This is a genomic window from Ventrimonas sp., from assembly GCF_048380235.1.
Lineage (GTDB): Bacteria > Bacillota > Clostridia > Lachnospirales > Lachnospiraceae > Brotaphodocola.
The window spans coordinates 40,750-67,171 of record NZ_DBFCCJ010000020.1 but is presented as its reverse complement, the minus strand read 5'-3'; the positions used below and the strand labels follow the sequence as shown (position 1 = coordinate 67,171).

21 protein-coding genes, 3 tRNA genes, 1 rRNA gene, 2 pseudogenes and 1 other annotated feature are annotated in these 26,422 nt (G+C 48.3%); of the genes and pseudogenes, 23 read left to right on the top strand and 4 right to left on the bottom strand.

Features of this window, described 5'->3' with window-relative positions; translation table 11 throughout:
* The 15 genes from ACMP1L_RS03735 to fsa form a co-directional block, all read left to right on the top strand.
* Nucleotides 1-178 (top strand): 23S ribosomal RNA (locus ACMP1L_RS03735); the annotation flags it as partial.
* Nucleotides 179-250: 72 nt separating this feature from the next.
* Nucleotides 251-322 (top strand) — tRNA-Glu (locus ACMP1L_RS03730).
* A gap of 240 nt (nt 323-562) precedes the next feature.
* Nucleotides 563-1,288 (top strand): hypothetical protein, encoded by a 726-nt coding sequence (locus ACMP1L_RS03725; protein WP_147354311.1) that lies wholly within the window; start codon nt 563-565, stop codon nt 1,286-1,288.
* Nucleotides 1,285-2,055, top strand: coding sequence for an ABC transporter permease (locus tag ACMP1L_RS03720; protein WP_177304476.1), 771 nt, complete (start codon nt 1,285-1,287; stop codon nt 2,053-2,055). The genes ACMP1L_RS03725 and ACMP1L_RS03720 overlap by 4 nt, the downstream gene beginning before the upstream one ends.
* Nucleotides 2,042-2,758: an ABC transporter ATP-binding protein gene (locus ACMP1L_RS03715; protein ID WP_118733923.1), complete on the top strand. Its 717-nt coding sequence runs from the start codon at nt 2,042-2,044 to the stop codon at nt 2,756-2,758. Before ACMP1L_RS03720 ends, ACMP1L_RS03715 begins: the two co-directional genes overlap by 14 nt.
* A 15-nt stretch (nt 2,759-2,773) precedes the next feature.
* Nucleotides 2,774-3,808: an ABC transporter substrate-binding protein gene (locus ACMP1L_RS03710; RefSeq protein ID WP_418452038.1), complete on the top strand. Its 1,035-nt coding sequence runs from the start codon at nt 2,774-2,776 to the stop codon at nt 3,806-3,808.
* Between the two features lie 172 nt (nt 3,809-3,980).
* Complete coding sequence (locus tag ACMP1L_RS03705) at nt 3,981-5,096, top strand: response regulator transcription factor (protein WP_418452037.1); 1,116 nt, start codon at nt 3,981-3,983, stop codon at nt 5,094-5,096.
* Nucleotides 5,097-5,110: 14 nt separating this feature from the next.
* Nucleotides 5,111-6,670 (top strand): sensor histidine kinase, encoded by a 1,560-nt coding sequence (locus ACMP1L_RS03700; protein WP_418452036.1) that lies wholly within the window; start codon nt 5,111-5,113, stop codon nt 6,668-6,670.
* 176 nt (nt 6,671-6,846) lie between these two features.
* A complete protein-coding gene (locus ACMP1L_RS03695; protein WP_118733919.1) occupies nt 6,847-7,917 on the top strand; it encodes an ABC transporter substrate-binding protein in 1,071 nt (356 codons plus the stop codon).
* A gap of 102 nt (nt 7,918-8,019) precedes the next feature.
* Nucleotides 8,020-9,534, top strand: coding sequence for a sugar ABC transporter ATP-binding protein (locus ACMP1L_RS03690; RefSeq protein WP_177304480.1), 1,515 nt, complete (start codon nt 8,020-8,022; stop codon nt 9,532-9,534).
* Between the two features lie 2 nt (nt 9,535-9,536).
* Complete coding sequence (locus ACMP1L_RS03685; RefSeq protein ID WP_118733917.1) at nt 9,537-10,595, top strand: ABC transporter permease; 1,059 nt, start codon at nt 9,537-9,539, stop codon at nt 10,593-10,595.
* Nucleotides 10,596-10,598: 3 nt separating this feature from the next.
* Nucleotides 10,599-11,612, top strand: a complete 1,014-nt coding sequence (locus ACMP1L_RS03680) for an ABC transporter permease subunit (RefSeq protein WP_118733916.1) — start codon at nt 10,599-10,601, stop codon at nt 11,610-11,612.
* Between the two features lie 241 nt (nt 11,613-11,853).
* Nucleotides 11,854-13,467, top strand: a complete 1,614-nt coding sequence (locus ACMP1L_RS03675; RefSeq protein WP_177304481.1) for a xylulokinase — start codon at nt 11,854-11,856, stop codon at nt 13,465-13,467.
* Nucleotides 13,468-13,491: 24 nt separating this feature from the next.
* The gene (locus tag ACMP1L_RS03670) at nt 13,492-14,187 is read left to right on the top strand and encodes an L-ribulose-5-phosphate 4-epimerase (RefSeq protein ID WP_177304482.1); all 696 of its coding nucleotides are present in this window, start codon (nt 13,492-13,494) and stop codon (nt 14,185-14,187) included.
* A 126-nt stretch (nt 14,188-14,313) separates the two neighbouring features.
* A complete protein-coding gene (gene fsa / locus ACMP1L_RS03665; protein WP_118733913.1) occupies nt 14,314-14,967 on the top strand; it encodes a fructose-6-phosphate aldolase in 654 nt (217 codons plus the stop codon).
* 3 nt (nt 14,968-14,970) lie between these two features.
* On the opposite strand, the gene ACMP1L_RS03660 is transcribed toward fsa, so the two are convergent.
* A complete protein-coding gene (locus tag ACMP1L_RS03660; protein ID WP_418452035.1) occupies nt 14,971-15,861 on the bottom strand; it encodes a helix-turn-helix domain-containing protein in 891 nt (296 codons plus the stop codon).
* A gap of 165 nt (nt 15,862-16,026) precedes the next feature.
* On the opposite strand from ACMP1L_RS03660, the gene ACMP1L_RS03655 reads away from it, so the two are divergent.
* The 4 genes and pseudogenes from ACMP1L_RS03655 to ACMP1L_RS03640 all read left to right on the top strand — a co-directional run bounded on the left by ACMP1L_RS03655 (nt 16,027) and on the right by ACMP1L_RS03640 (nt 20,481).
* Nucleotides 16,027-17,214 carry an MFS transporter gene (locus tag ACMP1L_RS03655; protein ID WP_418452034.1) on the top strand — a complete coding sequence of 396 codons (1,188 nt, stop codon included), beginning with the start codon at nt 16,027-16,029 and terminating at the stop codon, nt 17,212-17,214.
* A gap of 45 nt (nt 17,215-17,259) precedes the next feature.
* Nucleotides 17,260-17,602 (top strand) — a binding site (T-box leader).
* Between the two features lie 70 nt (nt 17,603-17,672).
* Nucleotides 17,673-18,017: pseudogene (locus tag ACMP1L_RS03650) on the top strand (pyridoxal-phosphate dependent enzyme); the annotation flags it as partial.
* Between the two features lie 17 nt (nt 18,018-18,034).
* A pseudogene (locus ACMP1L_RS03645) lies at nt 18,035-18,311 on the top strand (tryptophan synthase subunit alpha); the annotation flags it as partial.
* Between the two features lie 235 nt (nt 18,312-18,546).
* The gene (locus ACMP1L_RS03640; RefSeq protein WP_418452033.1) at nt 18,547-20,481 is read left to right on the top strand and encodes a diguanylate cyclase domain-containing protein; all 1,935 of its coding nucleotides are present in this window, start codon (nt 18,547-18,549) and stop codon (nt 20,479-20,481) included.
* Here the strand turns inward: ACMP1L_RS03640 and ACMP1L_RS03635 are convergent.
* Nucleotides 20,475-21,578, bottom strand: coding sequence for a ribonuclease H-like domain-containing protein (locus tag ACMP1L_RS03635; RefSeq protein WP_418452032.1), 1,104 nt, complete (start codon nt 21,576-21,578; stop codon nt 20,475-20,477). The two genes, ACMP1L_RS03640 and ACMP1L_RS03635, sit on opposite strands and share 7 nt — an antisense overlap.
* A 190-nt stretch (nt 21,579-21,768) precedes the next feature.
* Here ACMP1L_RS03635 and ACMP1L_RS03630 point away from each other — a divergent pair, with 190 nt between their 5' ends.
* Genes ACMP1L_RS03630 through ACMP1L_RS03620 form a run of 3 tightly spaced genes read left to right on the top strand, consistent with a single transcriptional unit; the run spans nt 21,769 to nt 22,932 of the window.
* A complete protein-coding gene (locus ACMP1L_RS03630; RefSeq protein WP_418452031.1) occupies nt 21,769-22,011 on the top strand; it encodes a hypothetical protein in 243 nt (80 codons plus the stop codon).
* Nucleotides 21,974-22,315: an arsenate reductase family protein gene (locus ACMP1L_RS03625; RefSeq protein ID WP_418452030.1), complete on the top strand. Its 342-nt coding sequence runs from the start codon at nt 21,974-21,976 to the stop codon at nt 22,313-22,315. The genes ACMP1L_RS03630 and ACMP1L_RS03625 overlap by 38 nt, the downstream gene beginning before the upstream one ends.
* Before the next feature lie 20 nt (nt 22,316-22,335).
* Nucleotides 22,336-22,932: an SAM-dependent methyltransferase gene (locus ACMP1L_RS03620; protein WP_178276258.1), complete on the top strand. Its 597-nt coding sequence runs from the start codon at nt 22,336-22,338 to the stop codon at nt 22,930-22,932.
* 103 nt (nt 22,933-23,035) lie between these two features.
* On the opposite strand, the gene ACMP1L_RS03615 is transcribed toward ACMP1L_RS03620, so the two are convergent.
* Both ACMP1L_RS03615 and ACMP1L_RS03610 read right to left on the bottom strand, forming a co-directional pair.
* Nucleotides 23,036-23,109 (bottom strand) — tRNA-Met (locus ACMP1L_RS03615).
* A gap of 14 nt (nt 23,110-23,123) precedes the next feature.
* Nucleotides 23,124-23,196 (bottom strand) — tRNA-Val (locus ACMP1L_RS03610).
* Nucleotides 23,197-23,769: 573 nt separating this feature from the next.
* Between ACMP1L_RS03610 and ACMP1L_RS03605 the strand changes: the two genes are divergently transcribed.
* The gene (locus ACMP1L_RS03605; protein WP_418452029.1) at nt 23,770-26,421 is read left to right on the top strand and encodes a valine--tRNA ligase; all 2,652 of its coding nucleotides are present in this window, start codon (nt 23,770-23,772) and stop codon (nt 26,419-26,421) included.
* Nucleotide 26,422: the final 1 nt, after the last annotated feature.

Here is a 26,422-nt window from a genome sequence, read left to right as displayed (position 1 = left end):
TAGCCAAGTCGGGACGGGATAAACGCTGAAGGCATCTAAGCGTGAAGCCCCCCTCAAGATGAGATATCCCATACGCAAGTAGTAAGACCCCTTGAAGACGACGAGGTAGATAGGGCAGAGGTGGAAGTGTGGTAACACATGTAGCTGACTGTCACTAATAGGTCGAGGGCTTAACCAAGACGGTTTAGGTAAGAAAACGGATGAAATTCAATATGTGGTTTTGAGGGTACATGCCTCATAAATTTAATACGGCCTCGTGGTCAAGCGGTTAAGACGACGCCCTCTCACGGCGTAAACCCGGGTTCGATTCCCGGCGAGGTCATATTGGTCCAGACAGAGATGTCTGGATTTTTTTTTACAGGAAATGACATCCTGCGAAAGTTGTGGGAACGCCATTGGATGTTTCTCAGTGTTTTCTAAGTGAGAAATTCTGCTATTGACAAGTTCCTACAAGTTTGGTATGCTATTCGACATTGGTTAGCTAACGCTAATTGTAAAAAAATTTACAGAGTTCGAAACAGGAAACAACGACAACAGAGACAACACAGCGAGGGAGAATCATTTGACATACCTATGGATTAATCCGGTATCAGAACGTATGGTATCGGAGCAGGCTTTAAAACGAATTTTAACAGAACATCAGCTCACGCAAGTGCGCTGCCGGGAGGATTGGGGCGCTATGGTGCTGGAGAAGTACAAAGAACGGATGGAGCAAGCCAATGGAACCGTGGCAGATGCCAGGTGCCCGGAAGCAGTGAATCTGATTGAGCGATATAATGAGGAAGAAAACCTTTCCATTCAGGTGGCTGATATTGAACCAATCCTGATTCATTGCGCCAGAGAACTGAGTGCGCGTTCGGATTTGGCAGATGGGGGAAAAATTATCACGACCCCGTGCAGGATTCTGGCAGAGAAGGGAAATGCGCTGGAGCTGCCACGGACACGTTTTGTGAGCTGGAAGGACTTTCTTTCGGAACTTGGAGAAACATTGGAGCCGGCACCGGAGGCCAGCCCGATTCCACCGGGATTTTTTACAGGGTTGTCAGTGCCGGTACTCAGTCTGAGCGGACAGGAAGCAATCGAAGCGTATCTGCAGAACGCGGCAATGTCGGAAGCGCAGAAAACGGCAGACAGGATGATGGCTGGAATTGCTGGTGTGGGAAATCAGGACACAGAGTCAGGAGAACGGAAGTTGAAGGAGGATACGGCTGGGACAGAGCGCAGTCCGCTGCTCCTGGAACTTCTCTATTGCCGTCAGGGCTGCCATATGGGAGATGGAGTACGATGAATAAGACAATCAAATCCTGGTCGCAGCCCTTGGCCGGTGTGGTTATTGTATTTGTCATCTGGTATCTGGTCTGCAAGACTGAAATTTTAAGTGCCTATGTTCTTCCGCCGCCGGAAAAGGTTTTCCGCAGCTTTTTGAAAATGCTGCAGAGTGGGGAACTGGCACGGGATATCGGCATCAGCTTCCTGCGTGTTCTGAAGGGCTTTGCTATTGCCTTTGTGCTGGCCTTTGTGCTTGGCATGTTCCGGGCACTGTTTCCGGGAATCTCCGGTTACTATGAACATGCAGTCCAGTTTTTCCGCAACGTGCCGCCTCTCAGCATGATTCCGCTTCTGATTTTGTGGTGTGGTATTGGGGAGACTACCAAGACAGTCATTATTGTACTGGCTTCGTTCTTTCCAATGTATTTAAATATTGTAAAGGGCTTTACCAGCTGTGACAAGAAGCTTCTGGAGGTCGGCACTGTGTTTGAATATTCCGAGCGACAAAAGTTTTTTCGTATTGTGCTTCCCTACGCCATGGCAGATATTCTGGTGGGCATGCGCATTGGACTTGGTTACAGCTGGCGCGCCATTATCGGTGCGGAGATGGTGGCAGCATCCACAGGACTTGGGCATATGATCCTCTTTGCACAGCAGATGTCCCGCACGGATAAGGTTATTGTGGGCATTCTGGTGATTGGGGTTGTGGGTTATGTGACGGACCGGATCTTCGGTGCGCTCATCAGTATCTTTTTGAAAGGATCCGGAGAAAATGGCTGGAATTAAACTGAAAAATATACGGAAATCTTATCAGGTGGAAGACCGGAATGTACCGGTTTTAAATGGCATTGATCTGGACATTCCGCAGGGCCAGATCACGGTAATTCTGGGGCAGAGCGGCTGCGGCAAGACTACGCTTCTGCGGCTGACCGGTGGCCTGGAGGCGGCTGACTCCGGAGAAGTACTGTGGGAAGGAAATCACAAGACGGCCTTTGTGTTTCAAGAGCCTCGGCTGATGCCATGGCTGACGGTCTGGGACAATGTGGTGTTTGGCCTGAAAAAAGCGGAGCAGGATAAAGAAAAAATTCAGGCTCTGATCGGGACCGTGGGACTTTCCGGCTTTGAGAAAGCTTATCCGTCCCAGCTTTCCGGCGGTATGAAGCAGAGGACGGCCATTGCCAGGGCACTGGCCTACGAGCCGGACTTTATCATGATGGATGAGCCATTTGCGGCTCTTGATTATTTCACCAGGGAACAGATGCAGAAAGAGCTTCTTCGGGTGCAGAAGGTAAAACACAGCAACATCCTGTTTGTAACCCACAGCATTGATGAGGCATTGATTCTGGGAGACCGGATCGTGGTCATTGAAAAAGGGCTGGTGAAGAAAGTTTACCCGGTGGAGACACCGGCAGAGGAGCGAAATCTCCTGAATGACGGTTTTATTTCCCTGAAACGGGATATTATAAACAACTTAAATTTTATGAACTAGAGGAGGAACACAATTATGAGAAAATGGATTGCACTGGGTCTTGCGGCATGCATGACCGTATCATCCCTGACCGGATGCGGCAGCTCCCAAAAAGAGACTGAGGCAGAGAGCACTGCCGCTGAGAGCGTGGCAGAGGAGACCACTGTAGAAGAAACTACCGCAGAGGAGAGTGAGACAGCAAAATCGGATCTGAACAAGCTGGTATTTACCTACGTTACCTCCCCGTTGAACGTACCGACCATCATCGAGAAGAATCAGGGTATCTTTGCAAAGGACTTCGGAGAGATGGGCATTACCACAGATTACGCGGAGCTGACTTCCGGAGCAGACCAGACTCAGGCGCTGGCATCTGGTGATGTGCAGGTTCTGTATGCAGTTGGTGCAACTTCCGTGATCCTGTCTGCAGCAAACGGCGCGGATATCAAGGTATTAAATATGTATAGCCGTTCTCCGAAGGCATTCTGCATGTATTCTAAGGATGATACCTTAAACAGCCCGGAAAGCTTAAAGGGCAAGACCATTGCAGGCCCGACCGGAACCAACCTGCATGAGCTGTTAGTATCTTACCTGGCACAGGCGGATATGACCCTGGATGATGTCAATTACGTGAATATGAGCATTCCGGATGCAAAAGCCGGTCTGGACGGCGGCAGCGTAGATGTAGCTTTACTGGCAGGCGCAGCTGCTTACAACGCAGAGAAGCAGGGCTGCCACAAGGTAACCGACGGTGAGGGCCTTATCAAAGCCATCATTGCAGTAGCAACCACACAGAAATTCTATGATGAGCATCCGGAAGTTATTGCGCAGCTGAAGAAATCCCAGCAGGAGATCGCAGACTTCATGAAAGAGAATCCGGATGAGACCATAAGTATCGTGGCCAAGGAACTGGATCTGGATGAGGAAGCTGTCAAAGAGATGTACGGCTACTACGATTTCTCCCTGGACATCAGCGACGATGACAAGGAAGGCTTCCAGAAAACCGCAGATTTTATGCTGGAGTCCGGCATGATTGATGAGCCCCTGGATGTCAATACATTGTTTATCCAGTAAATTATTGAATTATTAAAATGAAAAGAAAGGCAGGCTGCCATAGGGTAGAGACTATGGTAAGCCTGCCCTTTCTTGATTGTGAAACTTTCTTGCGGTTTTAGACAGAATGGGTTAATATAAATAAATATAGATTAAAGTTTTTTATGAGAGGCGGATCCGGGGGGATAACGATATGGTAAAAGTATTTCTGGTAGAAGATGAGGCAATCATCCGGCGTGGGATTCGGGATCATATAGACTGGAATGCCAATGGTTTTGAATTTGTCGGAGAAGCAGGGGACGGGGAATATGCATACCCGCTGATCATGAAAACAAAGCCGGATATTTTGGTAACGGATATTAAAATGCCGTTTATGGATGGGCTGCAGCTGAGCAGGCTGGTGAAAAAAGCACTTCCCGCGACAAAGATCATTATCCTCAGCGGCTACAATGAATTTGAATATGCGAAAGAAGCGATCAAGATCGGGATCAATGATTATCTGTTAAAGCCGGTTACTTCCGCCGGTCTGATCGAGGCCCTCCGCAAGGCGGCCGACGCAATTTTAGAGGAGCAGGAAAAGTCCAGGCTTCTGGAACGCTATTTTGTCAGTTATGAAAAGTACACAGAGTTTCTGGATCAGACAGACTATAAGGGCGTAGACAGGAAGCTTGTCAGTGATTTTCTCAAGCTTGGCTCTGTCGATGAATGTGATGCATTTGTGGAGGAGTATTTCGCAGCAATCGGAGAACATAATTATCAGTCCCTGCTTCTGCGGCAGTATATGACCATGGATATTTTCTATTGTATACAGGAATTCTTAAAAAGAATTAAGGCAGAGCTGTCCGATATTCCGGAGCAGGCTGTCAACATTCAGATGGTTCCGAAGGTAATAGGAAATGTTGAAATGACAAAGGAGTATCTCAAGGAAGAATTCCGGATTGCGCTGCAGGCGAGAGACGGTGTTTCACAGGATCGCTACGGAAGTGTGATCCGGGATGCAAAGAATTTTATACGTGAGCATTTTAACCAGGGCGACCTTTCTCTGAACCAGATTGCTGCACATATCGGAGTCAGTCCAAGCTATTTCAGCTCAATCTTTAAGCAGGAAACCGGGCAGAATTTTGTGGAATATCTGACCCAGGTGCGCATGGAGCGTGCATGTGAGCTCCTTAAGTGTACTTCTTACCGTACAGCAGAGATCGGAGAGCAGGTTGGCTACAATGACGCTCATTATTTCAGTGCCGCCTTTAAAAAAGCTATGGGCCAGTCACCAAAGGATTATAAGGCCAGTCAGCTTCGTCAGGAATAAAGCTGAGGGGGAATATGGATATAAAAGAATGTACAGAACAAAATGAGATCCGAACGCTCAGACCGGAACAGACCAATCGAAAACGAGCGGTCCTGTCTTTGCGCGCGCGGCTGATTTTTCTCCTGTTTGTCATTGCAATTCCGCTTACCGGCATGGTGCTGGGAATACAGAATATGTTCGAATCGTATTCCGGCGCCTACGACGGAATCATGGAAAATCTGAAGATCGCGAATAATTATAATCTGTCTTTTAAAGCGGATATGGAATATTCGATGTATCGGGTTATGATCGGTCTGATCGATGCCGGGCAGTTTGAAAACGGAGATATTGTGGAGGGAACGACCAAGTATGCGACTGTTGTCAAAAATCCACATAGCCTGATCGCGTCGGCAAGACAGGCCTTTGAAAAAACGATCGACCGGGAAGCAGGGTCAGACTGTGATATTAAGATCCGCGGCATCCTGTCGTGTCTGGATTCGCTGGAGCGGGCTGTGGATAAAATGATCGCGAATTCCGCTGAAGGCGGAAAATACGATGAAAATGTCAGTATCTGGGAGAATGATATCCAGGGACTTTGTTCCATGATCCAGGAATATATTACACAGTATATCTATTATGAGACCATCAATATGGAGCATCTGCAGAATGAACTGAAGCTGAAAATGGCGGACCGGATGCAGGGATATCTGGCCCTTCTGGCAATGGTACTGATCGTCGGAAGCTGCTGCTCCGCGGCAATCACAAGATCGATCACAGATCCATTACGGGAACTGAGACAGACTGCGGAACAGCTCGGCAGCGGAAATCTGGATGCGCGGGCCTGGACAGGAGGTCTGGAGGAGATCAGTGTTCTGGCGCAGGCCTTCAATCAGATGAGTGACCGTATCCGCCGTCTTCTGGATAAGACAAGACAGGAGCAGAAAAATCTGCGTGAGCTGGAGCTGCGGCTCCTTCAGGAGCAGATCAGTCCGCATTTTCTCTATAACACACTGGATTCCATTGTCTGGATGGCGGAAGGCGGAAACAATCGTCAGGTGGTTGAGATGACAACCGACCTGAGCGATTTCTTCCGTACGGTCCTTTCGGGAGGACGGGAATTTGTTACGATAGAGGAAGAGGAGTCTCATATCCGAAGCTATTTAAAAATCCAGAAAATCCGTTATGAGGATATCCTTGATTATTCGATCGAAATTGAACCTTCGATCCGGCGGAGGATTGTCTTGAAGATGCTCTTGCAGCCGCTCGTGGAAAATGCTCTTTATCATGGCATTAAAAATAAGCGGGGCGGCGGCTGTATCCTGATTCGCGGCTATGAGGACCGCAACGGGCTGGTTTTTGAGATTGAGGATAACGGGATCGGCATGGATGAGACCGAGCTTGCGGCAGTAAGAAAACAACTCAGACTGGAACCGGGAGAGGAACTGCAGCCGATCGGAAATGGCGGATTCGGACTGCACAATGTTGCGCAGCGAGTGCGGATCTACTATGGAGATCAGGCAGAAATATTAGTGGAATCAGAAAAAAATATCGGTACCTGCTTTAAGATTTATCTGGGAAATCGAAAGAATTCATAACATTATCATAAAAAAATGTATTTTGTGCCGCAGCGGTTATATCGGGTACAAAAAAGAATCTGAAATGGTAAAAAATAACATACCTTTTTCCAAAGATGCTCCGTATGAAAATGACGGAGCATTTAGTATAATGGGCTTACAAAATAAATCGATTGGTTCTTAAAGGAGGAAACAGTATGAGAAAAAAATTAATGTCCGCAGCTTTAGCAACCGCAATGGCTTTGTCTGTAACTGCATGTACAAGCAATCCGGCTGACAAAACGACAGCAGCTCCAGCAGAGACCAAGGCTGAGGCAGCAGAAACTACTGCAGCTGCTGCAGAAGAGAAAAAAGAGGCAGCAGACGGCGAACTGATCACGGTTGGTTATGCACAGGTTGGTGCTGAGTCTGACTGGAGAACCGCGAACACCGAATCCTTCAAATCCACCTTTACCGAAGAAAACGGCTATAAGCTGATCTTTGATGATGCGCAGCAGAAACAGGAGAATCAGATCAAGGCTATCCGCTCCTTTATCCAGCAGGGTGTTGACTACATCGTAGTTGCTCCGGTAGTTGAAACAGGCTGGGAGACTGTTCTGGAAGAGGCAAAAGAGGCTGGTATCCCGGTTATTCTTTCTGACCGTCAGATGCAGCTTTCCGATGACAGCCTGTATGAGGCATGGGTTGGCGGAAACTTTGTAAAAGAAGGTGAAACCTGCGGTGACTGGCTGGCTGATTATTTAGAGAAGCAGGGACGCAGCGACGAAGAAATCAATATGGTTACCATTCAGGGTACCATCGGTGCATCTGCACAGGTTGGCCGTACCGAGGGCATGGACAACAAGCTGAAAGAGCATTCCAACTGGAAGATGCTTGACAGACAGTCCGGTGAGTTTACCCAGGCAAAAGGACAGGAAGTTATGGAGTCCTTCTTAAAGAGCTACGATGATATCGATGTAGTAATCTGTGAGAACGATAACGAAGCATTTGGTGCGATCGATGCGATCAAGGCAGCAGGCAAGACCTGTGGTCCGGAGGGCGACATCATCGTTGTAAGCTTTGACTCTGTAAAGGCAGCATTTGAATCCATGATTGCAGGTGATTTAAACGCAACCTTCGAGTGCAACCCGCTTCATGGCCCGCGTGTAGCTGAGATCATTCAGAAACTGGAGAAGGGCGAAGAGGTTGAGAAGATCCAGTACGTAGACGAGGCGTACTTCGATACCAGCATGGATCTGGAAGAAATCTTAAAGACAAGAGCGTACTAATTGCAAATAATCGGACAGGCAATCGCTTTTAGGAGGCGCGGGGCCGGAGGCTTAGGTTTCCTTCCCCGTGCCTCTTTTTTCAAATAAGGAGGCAAAGCTTTTATGGAAAAGGATTCCGTTCTTGAGATGAGGCATATTTATAAGACATTCCCGGGTGTAAAAGCTCTGCAGAATGTGGATTTTACCTTAAAAAAAGGTGAGATCCATGCCCTGATGGGGGAAAACGGAGCTGGAAAATCTACCCTGATCAAGGTGTTGACGGGTGTAGAGGAATTTGAGACAGGAGAGATCCTGATCGATGGCTGCGACCATGCAATTGTGAACCGCAGTCCGCAGGAAGCACAGAACCGGGGCATCAGTACAGTGTATCAGGAGGTCAATCTTTGTCCGAACCTGACTGTGGCAGAGAATCTGTTTATCGGACGTGAACCGCGAAAAGGCGGATTGATTGACTGGAAAACGATGAATAAAAAGGCCGGCAAGTTGCTGCAGGACCTTGACATACATGCAGATGTAACACAGACGATCGATCATTATTCGATCGCGATCCAACAGATGGTAGCGATCGCACGTGCAGTGGATATGTCTGCGAAGGTATTGATTCTGGATGAGCCGACTTCTTCTCTGGATGACGGAGAGGTAGAAAAGCTGTTTACTCTGATGCGTCGCCTGAAAGCAGAAGGTGTCGGCATCATTTTTGTTACGCATTTCCTGGAACAGGTTTATGCAGTCTGTGACAAGATTACGGTATTGAGAAACGGACAGCTGGTTGGCCAGTTTACAACGGCAGAGCTTCCGAGAGTCCAGCTGGTGGCAAAGATGATGGGAAAAGATTTTGATGATCTGGCTGCGATCAAGAATTCCAGGTCAGAAGAAAAGCATGGTGATGACGATGTCGTTATCAAGGCAGTCGGACTTGGAAAGAAGGGTTACATCAAACCCTTTGATCTTGTTATTCATAAGGGAGAGGTCGTTGGCTTTACCGGTCTTCTCGGCTCCGGCCGTTCCGAAACCGTCCGTGTCCTGTATGGAGCGGAAAAACCGGATGAAGGCGAGCTGAAAGTAAATGGAAAAACGCTTACAGCCCGTCATCCGCTCATGTCGATGAATGCAGGCATGGCATATCTGCCGGAGGATCGTAAAAATGAGGGCATTATCGCCGATCTGTCTGTTCGTGAAAACCTGATCATGGCACTTCAGGCAAAACGCGGTATCTTTCACCTTTTAAGCCGGAAACAGCAGGAAGAATTTACGGATAAGTACATCGAGATGCTCCAGATCAAGACAGCCAGCCGCGAGACACCGATCAAATCGCTTTCCGGCGGTAATCAGCAGAAGGTGATCATCGGACGGTGGCTTCTGACAAATCCGGATTTTCTGATCCTCGACGAGCCGACCCGTGGTATTGATGTCGGTACGAAGACGGAGATTCAGAAGCTGGTGGTCAAGCTGGCGGAACAGGGCATGGCGGTTGTATTTATTTCTTCGGAAATTGAGGAGATGCTCCGCACCTGCGATCGCATGGTTGTCATGCGTGACGGAACAAAGGTCGGAGAGCTTTCCAATGACGAGATGAATCAGTCCACCATCATGTCAACCATTGCAGGAGGACAGTAACTATGAAAAATATGACGTTTAAGAAAATTACATCGCAGCGGCTCTTTCTTCCGATCTTCTGCCTTGCGCTGGTATTGTTGGTAAATATCATCACGACACCGAACTTTTTTGCGATTGAAATCCGAAATGGCGTTCTTTACGGATATCTGATCGATATCATCAACCGTGCATCAGAGCTGGTGATCCTGGCAGTCGGCATGACGCTGGTCGTATCTTCCTCAGCAGGAACCGATATTTCTGTCGGAGCGATCATGGCGGTCAGTGCAGCGGTCTGCTGCAATATCTTAACCGGCGGGGAGCGTGCGGCAACGGCTTATGCAAATCCTCTGCTCCTCGGCTTTCTGGCGGCTTTGTTAGTCGGTGCGGCAATCGGCTGCTTTAACGGCTTTCTGGTGGCAAAATTAAATATCCAGCCCATGGTAGCAACGCTGATCATGTTTACAGCCGGACGAGGCATCGCGCAGCTGATCACAGATGGACAGATCACCTACGTGCGTGTAGACAGCTATCGTACGCTTGGCGCTTCCCTTCCGGGCTTCCCGGTACCGACGCCGTTTATTGTGGCGGTCATCGTGGTGGCGCTGACCTCCCTCCTGCTGAAAAAGACAGCACTGGGCATGTATATCCAGTCGGTTGGTATCAATAAGCGGGCATCTCAGCTGGTCGGTATCAAATCGGTGATGATCATTTTCCTGACCTATGCGTATTTAGGCCTTTGTTCCGGTCTTTCCGGACTGATTGCTTCAAGCCGTATCTATTCCGCAGATGCAAACAATATCGGTCTGAATATGGAGCTGGATGCGATCCTGGCGGTAGCGATCGGCGGAAACTCTCTCGGCGGCGGAAAATTCTCTCTGGCCGGTTCAGTCATCGGTGCATTTACGATCCAGGCACTGACGACCACCCTTTATGCGATGCATGTCTCATCGGATCAGGTTCCGGTATATAAGGCAATTGTTGTAGTCATCATCGTAGCACTGCAGTCTCCGGGCTTTGCGAGATGGAGAAAAGCATTTGTTCAGAAAAAAGAACAGAGCACGGCTGGAAAGGAGGCGGCATAAATCATGAAAGAAAAGAAGAAATTAAATCAGAATTCATTTCTGCTTCTGGTCACGATCGTGCTGTTCTTTGTCATGTACGCAATCGGCTGTGTTGTTTTTAATGCACAGGGCTTTGCTAAGACGCAGAACTTTTTAAATCTGTTTATTTCCAATGCCGGCCTGATCGTGATCGGTATCGGCATGACGATCGTTATGATCACCGGCGGTATTGATATCAGTGTTGGTTCGTTTGTGGCAATGGGCTGTATGATGTTGGCATGGATGATGGAAAAAGGCGGCATCGGTGCAGTTCCGGCAGTTCTGATCGTTCTGGTGACCGGAATTGTGTTTGGCCTGGTACAGGGTTTTCTGGTTGCCTATATGGATATCCAGCCGTTTATCGTAACGCTGGCCGGTATGTTCTTTGCCAGAGGTATGACGGCAATCATCTCCAAGGACATGATCAGCATCACCAATGAGACCTTCATGGCTTGGGCAAAGCTGAAGCTCTATTTTCCATTTGGCGGATATCTGAATAAAAAGGGTGTCATGATTTATCCGTATATCTATCCGACGGTTGTGATCGCGCTGATCCTTCTTGTTTTAGCCTTTATCATGCTGAAATTTACAAAGTTCGGCCGCAGCATCTACGCTATCGGCGGTAATGAGCAGTCTGCGCTTATGATGGGACTGAATGTACGCCGTGTGAAACTGAAAGCATACGTGCTGGATGGCTTCCTCTGCGGAATCGGAAGCATTCTGTTCTGTTTAAATACGCTGGGAGGATTCGTAGAACAGGCGAAAGGCTTTGAGATGGATGCAATTGCCTCTTCTGTCATCGGTGGAACACTGCTGACCGGAGGTGTCGGCAATGTCTTCGGAACGCTGTTTGGTGTTCTGATCAAAGCAACGATCGAGGCATTTATTACATTCCAGGGAACTCTGTCATCCTGGTGGACCAGAATCACGATCGCAGCATTGCTTTGCTTCTTTATCGTACTCCAGTCTGTACTGGCTATGATGAAAAAGAAAAAATAACTCCCAAAACTTGTACTTGGATTTCGGAAATATGACTGAGATAATCGGCGGGATTCCAGGTTAAAATTAGCAAAAACAGACAAAATCCTGTCAGAAAAAGATGACAGGATTTTGCTTATTACGGAAATAAAATACAACATTGTGAGAGGAATACAAAAAACAGAGGAAAAATACGAGACAGTTTTGTGATAATGTAGTAAACTGAACATAGAATAACAGAATTGCAAGGAGGATCATACGCATGAGTGCAAACAAAGAAACCATCGCACAGTGGATCCGGGAAAAGAAGACTGCCCTCGGTATCGAGTTCGGCTCCACCCGTATCAAAGCTGTTTTAGTGGGAGAGGACCATACACCGATCGCATCCGGTGACCATGACTGGGAAAACCGCCTGACGGATGGCATATGGACTTATACATTGGAAGATATCTGGACTGGTATCCAGGACGCATATGCAAAGCTGGCAGCGGATGTGAAAAACCAGTACGGTGAGACCTTACATGCAGTTGGCGGTATTGGCATCAGTGCCATGATGCACGGTTACATGGTATTTGACAAGGCAGGAGAACTTCTGGTTCCGTTCCGCACCTGGAGAAATACCATCACCGCAGAGGCATCCGAAAAACTGACGGAGCTGTTTGCGTACCCGATCCCGCAGCGCTGGAGCATTGCGCATCTGTATCAGGCAATTTTAAATGGGGAAGCTCATGTACCGGATATTGATTACATGATCACTCTGGAGGGTTATGTACACTGGAAACTCACCGGCCAGAAGGTGCTTGGCATTGGTGATGTGGCAGGTATGTTCCCGGTAGACATCCATGCTCATGACTTCGATCAGAAGATGGTAGAGAAGTTCGATGCGCTGGTTGCAGACAAGGGTTACTCCTGGAAGCTGCGCGACATCCTGCCGAAGGCTCTGGTAGCAGGAGAGGACGCAGGCAGCTTAACAGCAGAGGGCGCAAAACTCCTGGATGTGAGCGGCAACCTGGAAGCAGGCATCCCGATGTGTCCGCCGGAGGGCGATGCAGGAACCGGTATGACTGCCACCAACAGCGTAAAGGTCCGCACCGGCAACGTATCCGCAGGTACCAGCGTATTTGCCATGGTAGTCCTGGAGAAAGAGTTAAAGAAGGTACATCCGGAGATCGATCTGGTGACTACCCCGGCAGGAGATCTGGTGGGCATGGTACACTGCAACAACTGTACCTCCGACTTAAACGCATGGGTCGGTCTGTTCAGAGAGTTTATGGAGAGCATGGGCATGGAGGTTGACATGAACCGCCTGTTCGGTGTCCTTTACAATAAGGCATTGGAGGGAGACAAGGACTGTGGCGGCCTGCTGGCATACAACTACTTCTCCGGCGAACACATCACCGGTTTTGAAGAGGGACGCCCGCTGTTCGTACGCCGTCCGGACGACAAATTCAACCTGGCTAACTTTATGAGAACCCATTTGTATACCTCCCTTGGCGCGTTAAAGACTGGTCTGGATATCCTGTTCCGCGATGAACAGGTAAAGCTGGATGTCCTGCTTGGTCATGGCGGTCTGTTTAAGACCAAAGGCGTAGGCCAGAAGATTATGGCAGCCGCAGCCGGAGTTCCGGTGGAGGTTATGGAGACCGCAGGCGAGGGCGGTGCATGGGGCGCAGCACTTCTTGCCGCTTACCGCGTATGGAAGGCGGAAGGTGAGAGCCTGGATGCTTACCTGGAGAAGAAGGTATTCGGCGGTCAGCACGGAACAGTTATGGAGCCGGATGCAGAGGATGTGAAGGGCTTTGACGAGTTTATGGTACGCTATCACGCAGGTCTTCCGATTGAGCGGTCAGCAGTGGAGACCATGCCGGAAAAATAAAATCAGATCAGGGAGGAAACAGTTATGCTGGAAGCATTAAAACAGCAGGTATATGAAGCAAATATGGAGCTGCCGAAGCGCGGTCTTATTACCTACACCTGGGGAAATGTCAGCGGAATCGACAGGGAGAGCGGTTTATTCGTGATCAAACCGAGCGGTGTAGATTATGATCTGCTGAAACCGGAAGATATGGTTGTCATGGATTTAAACGGAAACCGTGTAGAGGGAACCATGAACCCGTCCTCCGATACTCCGACTCATGTAGAGCTTTATAAAGCATTCCCGGAGATTGGCGGTATCGTTCATACCCATTCCCCACATGCAACCGCATGGGCACAGGCAGGCAGAGGGCTTCCATGTTACGGAACTACACACGCTGACTATTTCTACGGCGAGATTCCATGCGCAAGAAACTTAACCGCAGAGGAGATCGAGGAAGGCTATGAGAAGAACACCGGTCTTGTCATCGTAGAGACTTTCCAGGGTAAAAACCCGATGTATGTTCCTGCTGTTCTCTGCAAGAACCATGGCCCGTTCACCTGGGGCAAGAGCGCCGCAGAAGCCGTACACAACGCAGTTGTGCTGGAAGAAATCGCCAAGATGAATTTCATGACCGAGCTCATCAATCCGAATGCGGACAACCGCACACCGCAGTGCATGCAGGACAAGCATTTCTTAAGAAAGCATGGTCCGAACGCGTATTACGGACAGAAGAAGTAACAAAATCCGTTGCAGTTCGTATGAACTGTGACAAAATTGTACGAAAAAGTAAAATCTGTTTGCAAAATATGTGGACAGGGCTTACAATTTCCATAGAATAATTAATCCAAGGGGGAATTTTAAATCATGAAATTTTTCGTAGATACCGCAAATGTAGACGAGATCCGTAAAGCAAACGATATGGGCATTATCTGCGGTGTGACCACCAACCCGTCCCTGATCGCAAAAGAGGGCCGTGATTTCAACCAGGTGATCGCAGAGATCGCTTCCATCGTAGATGGACCGATCAGCGGTGAGGTAAAGGCTACCACCACCGACGCAGAGGGCATGATCAAAGAAGGCCGCGAGATCGCAGCCATCCATCCGAATATGGTTGTAAAGATCCCGATGACCGTAGAGGGCTTAAAGGCTGTTAAGGTTCTCCACGCAGAAGGCATCAAGACCAACGTAACCCTGATCTTCTCCGCAGCACAGGCTCTGCTGGCTGCAAGAGCAGGCGCAACCTACGTGTCCCCGTTCCTGGGAAGACTGGATGACATCTCCATGCCGGGTATCGACTTGATCAACGAGATCACCGAGATCTTCATGATGCACGATATTGAGACCGAGATCATCGCAGCAAGCATCCGCAACCCGATCCATGTCATCGACTGCGCAAAGGCTGGCGCTGACATCGCAACCGTACCGTACAAGGTATTAGAGCAGATGACCAAGCACCCGCTGACCGATCAGGGTATTGCAAAATTCCAGGCAGACTACAAGGCTGTATTTGGAGAGTAAAGTTTACCGGTGTGTATTCCGATATTCCTTCGGCGTCATGCCGTAATGCTTTTTCCATGTCCGGCAAAAATAACCGGAATCAGAAAAACCTGTTTCTTCCGCAATGGAGGAAATGGGTTTTTCTGTTTCTGAGAGCAGAAAAGCCGCGCGCTGCAGCCGGTAGGAGATCAGATAGGCAATGGGAGAAAACTGAATATGGTCCTGAAAAATCTGAAGTGCTCTGCTTTTGCTTACGGAAGCTGACGCGGCTATCTCGTCCAGGGAGAGGGGGTCACGAAAGCGATCCTGTATGTACTGCATCATAAGCTGCAGTTTTGTCTGGGCCATGTCTGTGCGTCTGACAGAAGTTCCGGATATATCCTGTAAATGTTCAAACAGAGTATTCCATAAATGAAAAAGAAGGCTAATGGTCAGAAGCCTGGATGAAGACGGCTGTTTCTGAAGTTCAAAAACAGAATCCAGATTGTCCAGTATATTCTTTTGCCATGAAACTTCCGGAGAAAATACCTGAAAAGGAATTGCGGCATTTACAAGAGGGTGAATGAAATCCTGATAAATCCCAGTCTGCTCGGCGGCGAGAAAAACAGGAGAAAACACAATGTTGGGGATAATGGCATGATTGTCTGCTTCAAACCGGTGAAGAATACTGCGATTGATAAACAGGCCATATCCCTGTTCCAGATCAAATTGTCGGATTCCGACTGAACAGTGAACGGTGCCTTCCTGAACCACAAGAAACTCAAGTTCCTGATGCCAGTGCCAGTCCATCCGGTGAAAGTCAAAATCCCAAATATCTTCGAGATAGAAGGCAAAAGGATACCTTGGATTTCCGTGCAGGCTGGTTTCACGGAAGGATTCGTCTGTCTGGATTACTGTTTTACATGAAGATATCATAAATGGCTCCTTCCATAGGGCATTGATTATGGATGTGTTCATTAACTTACTGGCTTACATACATTTGTTATGTGATATTATACAATAAATATATGATTTTATCCAATGAATATTTTTAATATTACGATATAATCCAATATAGAACAGGAAAAGGAGAAACGGAATATGAAATATTCTTATGACAGCACCATGCGGGCCTGCTTTACCGGCTATATTGTCCAGGCCATTGTAAATAACTTTGCGCCGCTTTTATTTCTGACCTTTCAGCGTACGTATCACATTCCGCTGCAGCAGATTACTCTGCTGGTGACGTTTAATTTTGGAATTCAGCTTCTGACAGATCTGCTTTCTGTTGCTTTTGTAGACCGGATGGGGTATCGGGCCTCCATGGTCCTGGCCCATATTTTGTCAGCCCTGGGCCTGATCTGCCTGACGGTATTGCCAGAGCGGATGGGACACCCATTTGCCGGAATCCTAATTTCGGTCATTGTTTACGCTGTGGGAGGCGGACTTCTGGAGGTGCTGGTAAGCCCTGTTGTGGAGGCCTGTCCCTCCACACACAAAGAAAAGACCATGAGTATGCTGCATTCCTTTTATTGCTGGGGACATGTTGGTGTGGTACTTTTCTCAAGCATTTTTTTCAAACTTGCCGGGATTGAAAACTGGAAACTTCTGGCGGTTTTATGGGCTGTGATCCCCATTCTGAACGCCCTGATCTTTACCAGAGTTCCCATTGCGCCGGTACTTCCGGAAGGAGAAGAGGGAATGACCATAGTAACGCTTTTTCAAAACCGTACCTTCTGGCTTTTATTTGTGATGATGATCTGCGCGGGTGCCAGTGAGCAGTCTGTCAGCCAGTGGGCTTCTCTGTTTGCGGAAAAAGGACTTGGAATATCCAAAACAGCAGGAGACCTGGCGGGCCCCATGGCATTTGCTTTCCTGATGGGAGCTTCCCGCGCTTTTTATGGAAACTATGGAGAAAAAATAAATCTGGATCGTTTCATGGCTGTTAGCAGCGTTCTGTGTATCTTATCCTATCTGTGCCTGGTATTTATGCTGGTTCCGGTTTTAAGTCTGGCTGGATGCGCTCTGTGCGGTCTGTCTGTTGGAATCTTGTGGCCTGGAACCTTTTCCAGAGCATCAAAGGCGCTGCCGGCAGGAGGAACTGCTTTATTTGCGCTTCTGGCTTTAGGCGGAGATATCGGCTGCTCGGGAGGCCCGACTCTGGTTGGAATGGTATCTGGAATGTGCAAGGGAAATTTAAAGGCAGGAATTCTGGCAGCTTTGATTTTTCCGGTTTTGCTTTTGACCGGAGCAAAGTTTGAAACAAAAAAAGATAAAATTAGCAGTTGACAGATTCTTTGCTCTGTACTAATTTAAAATCAGTCAAAAAACATTCGAAAGTCGATGATCAAAGAGAGTACATCTGAGGTGACATCACAGAGAGCTGCCGGTTGGTGGAAGGCAGTATGAAGCTTTTTTTGGAATGGGTTTGTGAGACGCCAGGCGAACGCTTTGCAAGTAGCTGAGGCCGTGTTCCAGCGTTAATGGATACGGGTATCGAAAACAGGAGTTACCGTTTTCCGTACCTGGATATGAGACAGATTGGTGGCAGATATTCCGATGTGGAGTATCTGCTTTTTGTTTAACCGACAGATTTCGGAGAGCAAAGAGCAGACACGAGGGAAGATGGCACTGGCTGTAAAAATCGGGTGGCACCACGATCACATTCGTCCCGGCATGGCGTGAAAACGTTATGCCGGGATTTTTCATTTTCTTTCGAGAAAATTCAACTATGAGGAGGAAACACGATGAGCAAAGGCAGATTTGGAATTCATGGCGGTCAGTACATTCCGGAAACTCTGATGAATGCAGTAATCGAACTGGAAGAAGCATACAACCGTTATAAGGACGATCCGGAATTTAACCGGGAACTGACGACGATGCTCAATGAATATGCAGGCAGACCGTCCCGCCTTTACTATGCGGAGCGCATGACAAAGGACCTGGGTGGAGCAAAAATCTACTTAAAGCGTGAGGATCTGAACCACACCGGTGCCCACAAGATCAACAACGTCATCGGCCAGATGCTTCTGGCAAAGAAAATGGGGAAGACCAGAGTGATTGCCGAGACCGGAGCCGGACAGCATGGTGTGCCCGGTATGTAGTAGCCATTACCGATGAAGAGGCTGTGGAGGCCTTTGAAAAAGGAAAAGCATTTATCCCGTTCATCACCTGCGGAGATCCGTCCTTAGAGGTAACGGAAAAGATTGTATATGCCATGGAAGAGGCTGGTGCAGACTTAATTGAGCTTGGCATTCCGTTTTCTGATCCGACTGCGGAAGGACCGGTGATCCAGGAGGCAAACATCCGTGCATTATCCGGCAGTGACAGGTATGGATGGTCTGATCCTGCCGGATGTGCCGTTCGAGGAAAAAAAGGAGTATGAGGCGGATGCGCCGGATTAGGTCAAGGCTTATGTGAAGGATATGTGCGAGGCGGTTCACCGGGGATAAGCGTTATGCGCAATGTGTAAGCGACAGTTACAATTTGTCGGATCGTGTCGGAACATGATGGATTATCGAGTTGTTATTTTTCAAACAAAATGATATCATAGATATACTATGAAATGCAGATTAGGAAAATAACGGAAACAGATCCGGCAAACAGGAAAGAGAAGCATATATGGCAGCAGACGAAAAGATGACGGTCAGACAGGCCGAAAAAGAAATAGAAAATTTCAAAAAGGTGTTTCATACAGTACGGTTGTTCCCGGCTGAAGATTCAGACCATATCCGGGAGTCCTGCAGAGAATATCTGGATACGTGCGGGGGCTGTAATTTCCCGGAGATGGAACAGCAGTGTCAGAACTGCGTAGTTGCAAATGCAGCCATCAGCAGAACGGAACGCGGAAAACTGGAGGTCTTTGACAGCAGCCTTTACCAGCTGATTGCCCGTTATGTTAAGATTGGCGGAAAAGAATATGTGATGGAGCTTATCCGCCGTCTGGACCATGAATGGTCGTTTGGTCAGATGAACCATGAAAAGCTTGTGGATCTGTTTGTTCATTATGATGATAAACTTTATAAGGATGTCATTACGGACGCCTATAACCGCCGCTATTATGAGGATGAGATGAAAGTGCTTGAGTGGACTGCCGGAATTGCCCTGATCGATCTGGACGACTTTAAGCTCTATAATGATACATACGGGCATAACGCAGGCGATATGGCTCTGCATACGGTTGCAGATGTGATTCGGAAGAATACACGCAGATCAGACTGCCTGGTCCGGTTTGGCGGTGATGAATTTCTGCTCGTGATGCCGGATGTCACGGAGGAAGTTTTTCATAAAAAGCTTCAGACGATTAAGCGGCGGGTACATGAGGCCAATATCCCAGGATATACAAAGCTGCAGATTTCCATCAGCATAGGCGGTACCCTTTGCCAGAATGAGAAAATTGAAGCCGCAGTTGCCAGAGCGGATCATTTCATGTATCAGGCAAAGAACAACAAGAATATGGTTGTGGTGGGACAGAGAGAGAACGGGATGAATCAGAACGGCGGAGATGTCCATAAACAGAAAATTCTGGTAGTAGATGATTCTGAGATGAATCGGGAAATCCTGATCACCATGCTGGAGGATAATTTTGACATCATTGTAGCTGAGAATGGAAGGGTGTGTCTGGAGCTTTTAATGCAGTACGGAAAGGCAATTTCAGCGGTTCTTCTTGATATTGTCATGCCGGTCATGGATGGCTTTGAGGTACTGACGTACATGAATCGGAACCGGTGGATTGAAGACATTCCGGTTATCATGATTTCCAGTGAGGAGTCTGACGCCTGCATCCGCCGGGCCTTCCGGCTTGGAGTAGCGGACTATATCAGCAGACCATTTGACAATCACGTGGTCCGCCAGCGGGTATTTAACACCATAAAGCTGTACGCAAAGCAGCGCCGTCTGACTGCACTGGTGTCTGACCAGATCCATGAGAAGGAAAAGAATAACCAGATGATGGTAGAAGTCTTAAGCCAGATTGTGGAATTCAGAAACGGCGAGAGCGGTCTGCATGTGCTTCATATCAAAGTGCTGACGGAGATGCTTCTGGAGGAAATCCTGAAAAAGACGGACAGGTACCGCCTGACGCCGGAGCTGTGTCAGAGAATCTCCATTGCATCAGCGTTTCATGATATCGGAAAGATTGGGATTGACGAAAAAATCCTGAACAAGCTGGGAAGACTGACCGTAGAAGAGTTTAATGAGATGAAAAAACATACGCTGATCGGTGCCTCTATGCTGAGCAAGATGGAGCGATATAAAGAGGAACCGCTGATCGATATTGCCTATCAGATCTGCCGTTGGCATCATGAGCGGTACGATGGCAGAGGGTACCCGGACGGACTGGTTGGAGACGAGATCCCGATTTCCGCCCAGATTGTATCCCTTGCCGATGTTTATGATGCTCTCATCAGTGAGCGCGCTTATAAAAAAGGATTTACACATGAGCGCGCCATTGAGATGATCCTCGGCGGTGAATGCGGAATCTTTAACCCGATCCTCATCGAATGCTTTATGGAGATAGAGCCGAAAATCAAACAGAAAATGTTGGAGATTCAGTAAATATTATATTTTAAATACGCCAGAATGGCGTTTGTGTATTTTTGCAGGGCAGCCTGATCGGCCAGATATACATCGCCTAGCGCCGCATAGCGCATTTTGTCTTTGTACTCCTGCTTCATGACCGGCTCCCAGATATCCTCAAACTGGGGCAGGAAAAAGCCGGTGGTCTTAGTGTAGCAGCTGGCTGCGGTGGCCTTTACCCGGGCATCCTTATCCACGCAGAAGCCGATGCTTTTGTGAACGGCCCGGTCCTCAAACGGCAGGTAGTAGTAGTCTTTATAGTCGGGATAGAAATGCTTTAACGTTCCTTCTGTCAGTTCCACGAAGAAGGTGATCTGATCCTTTTCCATCGTGCAGCGTGCCGGAGCCATGGACGCTTTTACCGGGACCGGAATGGAACAAAAGCTTTTGCAGGTCAGCTTTAAAAGATGACGGAAGTGTCCGTTTGCGTCTGGTTCATCTACAATTTCCTGGTCGGACAGTGTGAACGGATGTTCCAGGAAATCCGGATAATTCAGAATAGGAAGAATGGAAGGCATGCCTTTTAAATCATCCTCGTTGTGCAGAATGAGAAGATCATATAAGTTCTGCTCGTGGGTCATCAGATAATCCTTGTAAACTTCTATGAGTTGTCCACCGTTATATTTGTCTGTCCGGGCGATACCAAGAAACTGTTCAATGGATTTCTGCTTCAAATTGTCCAGACCAAGAAGATTCCGGTACGGTTTTATCTTTTTATAAATATCGAAGCTGGAAACTCCGGAAAATCCGCAGGGCAGGTCAAAATGTTTGCAGCGTTTCTGTAAAAACGGAATATCAAAGCCGTCGCCATTAAAGTGGACTACGGTTTTATACTGCTTCAGAAAATCAAAAAAGTGATCCAGCAGATCTTTTTCAGCCGCCTTGGTATCGGCAAACCACTGGATCAGATTCCAGGTATTATCCTTATAATAGGTGCAGCCAATCAGATACAGCTGGCACCGGTCACCGGAAAAACCGGTGGTTTCAATATCAAAAAAGAGAAGCTCATCCAGTTTCCCGATCCGCTCTAATGGGTAGGTGTCGGGAAGCTGGAGCTTTTTTTCTATCGTGATCAATGTGGGAACTCCTTATCTCTGGAAGTATTGGCAGGAGCCGCATTCGGTGTTCCTGAAGCGGAAACTGCAACTCGATTATAGCGGTGGAAAGATGGGATGTCAAATTGAAATATTCTTGATAGGAGACAGATAATTCGCTATACTGTGAAAGAGTGAAGTGATTGGAAGGAAAAGAGGTACAAGTGATATCATGTGGAAAATCAAGCATATTTTTGATGGAGAGTATGGCTGTGAGGGAAGGCTGCCAGGACAGCGGCTGCAGGTTTCGGTTACCCTGACGGACGAAAAAGGAAATGAGCGTTATATTTCGGCGGAAGATGCGTGGCTGACGGAACAGGGCCTGGATGTGGGCGATTACTGGCCATGTGAACTGGAGAAACGGAGAGGATATACGAATGAACATACAGATTTTTGGCACAAAAAAGTGCAGTGACACCCGCAAGGCGGAGCGTTTTTTCAAGGAGCGCGGTATTAAATACCAGTTTATTGATATGAAGGAAAAGGGAATGAGCAAGGGAGAATTCAATTCTGTGGCACAGGTAAACGGCGGTGTGGAGGCTATGCTGAACCCGGACGCGAAAGATCAGGATACTCTGGCTCTGATCCGTTATCTGGCGCCGGAGGATAAACTGGAGAAAATTCTGGAAAATCCCCAGGTGATCAAAACTCCGGTAGTACGAAACGGAAAGCAGTCAACGCTTGGCTATCAGCCGGAAGTGTGGAAGGGCTGGTCATAAACATCATGCGCGGAAGAAACATGGAACAGGAAGAGAAACAGTGGGACCGTCTCCTGAAAATTAAGACCCTGGGCCGGGATGATTCCAATGCAGACCAGTACCGTTATCCCTATGAGCCAACTCCGTATGCCGTGTTAGAACGTCTTGCAAACAGTGGCCGGATACGGAAAGGGGATACGCTGTTAGACTATGGCTGCGGCAAAGGACGGGTGGACTGTTATCTTTCCTATCAGACACGCTGTCACAGCATCGGTGTGGAGTATGATCCGCGGATTTATGAGACAGCTGCAGAGAATCAAAAGACAGCCGTATCCGGCGGCAGGACAGAGTTTGTTCTGGCGGACGCAGGTGAGTTCCCGGTGCCGGACGCAGTGAACCGGGCATATTTTTTCAATCCGTTTTCGGTGGAACTGCTGCAGAAAGTGATCCGGCGGATTCTGGATTCCTGGTACGAAGTACCCCGGGAGATCCGGCTGTTTTTCTATTATCCATCGGATGAATATCTGGCGTATCTGATGACCGTGGACGAGCTGGTGTTTGCGGATGAAATTGACTGCCGGGAGCTGTTTGATGGAAACGATGCGAGAGAGCGGATTGTAGAGTTTGTGCTGGAGTGAAAGATGGGGCAGTCATATAAGTGGCTGCTTTTGCCTGTTTTTGCTTCAGCATGCGATTAAAAAAGAAAAAGGCAATCTGTTTTACACAGACTGCCTGATTTAGTAGCGGAAGGGAGATTTGAACTCTCGACACCACGGGTATGAACCGTGTGCTCTAGCCAACTGAGCTATTCCGCCATATTTCATTGGTATGGGGCCTATAGGGCTCGAACCTATGACCCTCTGCTTGTAAGGCAGATGCTCTCCCAGCTGAGCTAAGACCCCATATTTTCTGTCTGAGTGATGTCTCACTCAACAGTGCTTACGTAGTATAACTCGTATTGTTCTAATTGTCAACACTTTTTATACAATTTTTCAAAATTAATTTAGAATTAATGGTATTGCCTGCTATAAAAAGGAGTGTGTTGTCCGCTGCAAAAATGAAAAGAATCATAAATTTTCCTGAAACCCCTTGCAACTTGGCGCTCTTTGCTTTAAAATATTCACGATATGCAAACAGGCTGGGAAGAAGAGGAGTATGTCGTAAGCTTCTGTCAGAGAGAACTATCCATGGCTGGAAGATGGTTTCAGAGGGCACGCACGGAAGGTAGCTTCAGAGCCGGAATCCTGAATCATGTCTGGAACGCAGAGTGTTTCGAAACGAAACCTGCGAGCCGGACCAACATAAAGTAAGGATTCCCGTCTGATCCGCGTTAAGGAGACAGCTGTTGCCTTAAGCGGCAGCAGTGACAAAGTGAGAAACAAAGGTGGTACCGCGGAACTTTTCGCCCTTTATGCAGAACGCAGATTCTGCATGAAGGGTATTTTTATTTTTACACATAAGGAAAGGAAATGATCATGAAAGAACTGGAAAAGAATTACAACCCTTCTGCCATTGAGGAAAAACTGTATCAGAAATGGCTGGACAACAAGTATTTCCACGCAGACGCTGAGCGCGGAAAGAGAGAGGGCAAGAAGCCTTTCACTATTGTTATGCCTCCGCCAAACATTACCGGTCAGCTGCATATGGGCCATGCACTGGACAATACCATGCAGGATATCCTGACTCGTTATAAGAGAATGCAGGGCTACGAGGCTCTGTGGCAGCCGGGTACGGACCATGCAGCCATCGCAACGGAGGTTAAGGTCATTGATAAGCTGAGAAAAGAGGGCGTGGACAAGCATGACCTGGGCCGCGACAAATTCCTGGAAGCATGCTGGGACTGGAAGAAGGAGTATGGCACCCGCATCATCAAGCAGCTGCACAAGCTGGGCTCCTCCGCTGACTGGGACAGAGAGCGTTTTACCATGGACAAGGGCTGCTCCGATGCAGTGCTTGAGGTATTTGTAAAGCTGTACGAGAAAGGCTACATCTACAAAGGCTCCCGCATCATCAACTGGTGCCCGGTCTGCCAGACCTCCATTTCCGATGCAGAGGTTGAGCATGAGGAGCAGGACGGCTTCTTCTGGCACATCAATTACCCGATCGTTGGCGAGGACGGCCGTTTTGTTGAGATCGCAACCACCCGTCCGGAGACTCTGCTTGGTGATACTGCTGTTGCGGTGAACCCGGAGGATGAGCGTTACAAGGATATCATCGGCAAGATGTTAAAGCTGCCGTTAACTGACCGTGAAATCCCGGTCATCGCGGATGAGTATGTTGACAAAGAGTTCGGTACCGGCTGCGTGAAGATCACTCCGGCTCATGACCCGAATGACTTTGAGGTAGGACGCCGCCATAACCTGCCGGAAATCTGCATCATGCACGATGACGCGACCATCGACTGCAAGGGCAGTAAGTACGATGGCATGGACCGCTATGAGGCCCGCAAGGCTATGGTAGAGGATTTAAAGAAACAGGGACTGCTGGTGAAGGTTGTTCCGCATTCTCATAATGTAGGAACCCATGACCGCTGCAAGACCACCGTTGAGCCGATGGTAAAACAGCAGTGGTTCGTCCGCATGGAAGAAATGGCAAAACCGGCTATCGCAGCTTTAAAGAACGGTGACTTAAAGTTCGTTCCGGAGAGCTTCGGAAAGACCTATCTGCACTGGTTAGAGGGAATCCGTGACTGGTGTATCTCCAGACAGTTATGGTGGGGACATCGTATCCCGGCATACTACTGCCAGGAGTGCGGCGAGATCACGGTTGCAAAATCCATGCCGGAGAAGTGTCCGAAGTGCGGCTGCACCCACTTAAAGCAGGATGAGGACACCCTGGATACCTGGTTCTCATCTGCCCTGTGGCCGTTTTCTACCCTGGGCTGGCCGGAGAAGACAAAAGAGCTGGAATATTTCTATCCGACGGATGTGCTGGTAACCGGCTATGATATCATCTTCTTCTGGGTTATCCGTATGGTATTCTCCGGTTATGAGCAGACCGGAAAATGCCCGTTCAATACCGTACTGATCCACGGTCTGGTGCGCGACAGCCAGGGCCGTAAGATGAGTAAGTCCCTGGGCAACGGTATCGATCCGCTGGAGGTGATCGACAAATACGGTGCAGATGCCCTGCGTATGACCCTGATCACCGGTAATGCACCGGGCAACGACATGCGTTTCTACTGGGAGAGAGTTGAGGCAAGCCGTAACTTTGCAAACAAGGTATGGAACGCATCCCGTTTCATCATGATGAACATGGAGAAGGCTCCGGTCCACGAGGTTTCCTTAGATGACCTGACCATGGCAGACAAGTGGATCCTGTCCAAGGTAAATACCCTGGCAAAGGATGTCACCGAGAATCTGGATAAGTTTGAGCTGGGCATCGGTCTGCAGAAGGTTTATGACTTTATCTGGGAGGAGTTCTGCGACTGGTACATCGAGATGGTAAAACCGCGTCTGTGGAATGACGAGGACAGCACCAAGGCAGCAGCACTGTGGACCTTAAAGACGGTACTGATCAACTCCTTAAAGCTCTTACATCCGTACATGCCGTTCATCACTGAGGAGATCTTCTGCAACCTGCAGGATGAGGAAGCCTCTATTATGGTATCTGCTTGGCCGGAGTACAAGGCAGAGTGGAACTTCGAGCAGGAGGAGTACGCAGTCGAGACCATCAAGGAAGCAGTCCGCGCAATCCGTAATGTACGTACCTCCATGAACGTAGCTCCGAGCAAAAAGGCAAAAGTATACGTTGTTTCCGAAAATCAGAAGCTGCTCCAGATCTTCGAGCACAGCAAGGTATTCTTTGCAACCCTGGGCTACGCAAGCGAGGTATTCTTACAGTCTGACAAGCAGGGCATTGCCGATGACGCAGTATCCGTAGTGATCCCGGAGGCATCCATCTACATCCCGTTTGCAGAGCTGGTTGACATTGCGAAAGAAATCGAGCGCCTGCAGAAAGAGGAAGAGCGTCTCACCAGGGAGCTTGCCCGTGTAACCGGCATGCTGTCCAATGAGAAGTTTGTAAGCAAGGCTCCGGAGGCAAAGATCAACGAAGAGAAGGCAAAGCTTGAGAAGTATACCCAGATGATGGAGCAGGTAAAAGCACGTCTGGCTCAGTTAAAGTAAT

Coding starts and splice junctions, on each gene's coding strand:
- ACMP1L_RS03675 (WP_177304481.1), top strand. CDS start 11,854: ATGAGTGCAAACAAAGAAACCATCGCACAGTGGATCCGGGAAAAGAAG.
- ACMP1L_RS03690 (WP_177304480.1), top strand. CDS start 8,020: ATGGAAAAGGATTCCGTTCTTGAGATGAGGCATATTTATAAGACATTC.
- ACMP1L_RS03630 (WP_418452031.1), top strand. CDS start 21,769: ATGTGGAAAATCAAGCATATTTTTGATGGAGAGTATGGCTGTGAGGGA.
- ACMP1L_RS03710 (WP_418452038.1), top strand. CDS start 2,774: ATGAGAAAATGGATTGCACTGGGTCTTGCGGCATGCATGACCGTATCA.
- ACMP1L_RS03625 (WP_418452030.1), top strand. CDS start 21,974: ATGAACATACAGATTTTTGGCACAAAAAAGTGCAGTGACACCCGCAAG.
- ACMP1L_RS03700 (WP_418452036.1), top strand. CDS start 5,111: ATGGATATAAAAGAATGTACAGAACAAAATGAGATCCGAACGCTCAGA.
- ACMP1L_RS03720 (WP_177304476.1), top strand. CDS start 1,285: ATGAATAAGACAATCAAATCCTGGTCGCAGCCCTTGGCCGGTGTGGTT.
- ACMP1L_RS03670 (WP_177304482.1), top strand. CDS start 13,492: ATGCTGGAAGCATTAAAACAGCAGGTATATGAAGCAAATATGGAGCTG.
- ACMP1L_RS03695 (WP_118733919.1), top strand. CDS start 6,847: ATGAGAAAAAAATTAATGTCCGCAGCTTTAGCAACCGCAATGGCTTTG.
- ACMP1L_RS03605 (WP_418452029.1), top strand. CDS start 23,770: ATGAAAGAACTGGAAAAGAATTACAACCCTTCTGCCATTGAGGAAAAA.
- ACMP1L_RS03660 (WP_418452035.1), bottom strand. CDS start 15,861: ATGATATCTTCATGTAAAACAGTAATCCAGACAGACGAATCCTTCCGT.
- ACMP1L_RS03685 (WP_118733917.1), top strand. CDS start 9,537: ATGAAAAATATGACGTTTAAGAAAATTACATCGCAGCGGCTCTTTCTT.
- ACMP1L_RS03705 (WP_418452037.1), top strand. CDS start 3,981: ATGGTAAAAGTATTTCTGGTAGAAGATGAGGCAATCATCCGGCGTGGG.
- ACMP1L_RS03655 (WP_418452034.1), top strand. CDS start 16,027: ATGAAATATTCTTATGACAGCACCATGCGGGCCTGCTTTACCGGCTAT.
- ACMP1L_RS03715 (WP_118733923.1), top strand. CDS start 2,042: ATGGCTGGAATTAAACTGAAAAATATACGGAAATCTTATCAGGTGGAA.
- ACMP1L_RS03640 (WP_418452033.1), top strand. CDS start 18,547: ATGGCAGCAGACGAAAAGATGACGGTCAGACAGGCCGAAAAAGAAATA.
- ACMP1L_RS03620 (WP_178276258.1), top strand. CDS start 22,336: ATGGAACAGGAAGAGAAACAGTGGGACCGTCTCCTGAAAATTAAGACC.
- fsa (WP_118733913.1), top strand. CDS start 14,314: ATGAAATTTTTCGTAGATACCGCAAATGTAGACGAGATCCGTAAAGCA.
- ACMP1L_RS03680 (WP_118733916.1), top strand. CDS start 10,599: ATGAAAGAAAAGAAGAAATTAAATCAGAATTCATTTCTGCTTCTGGTC.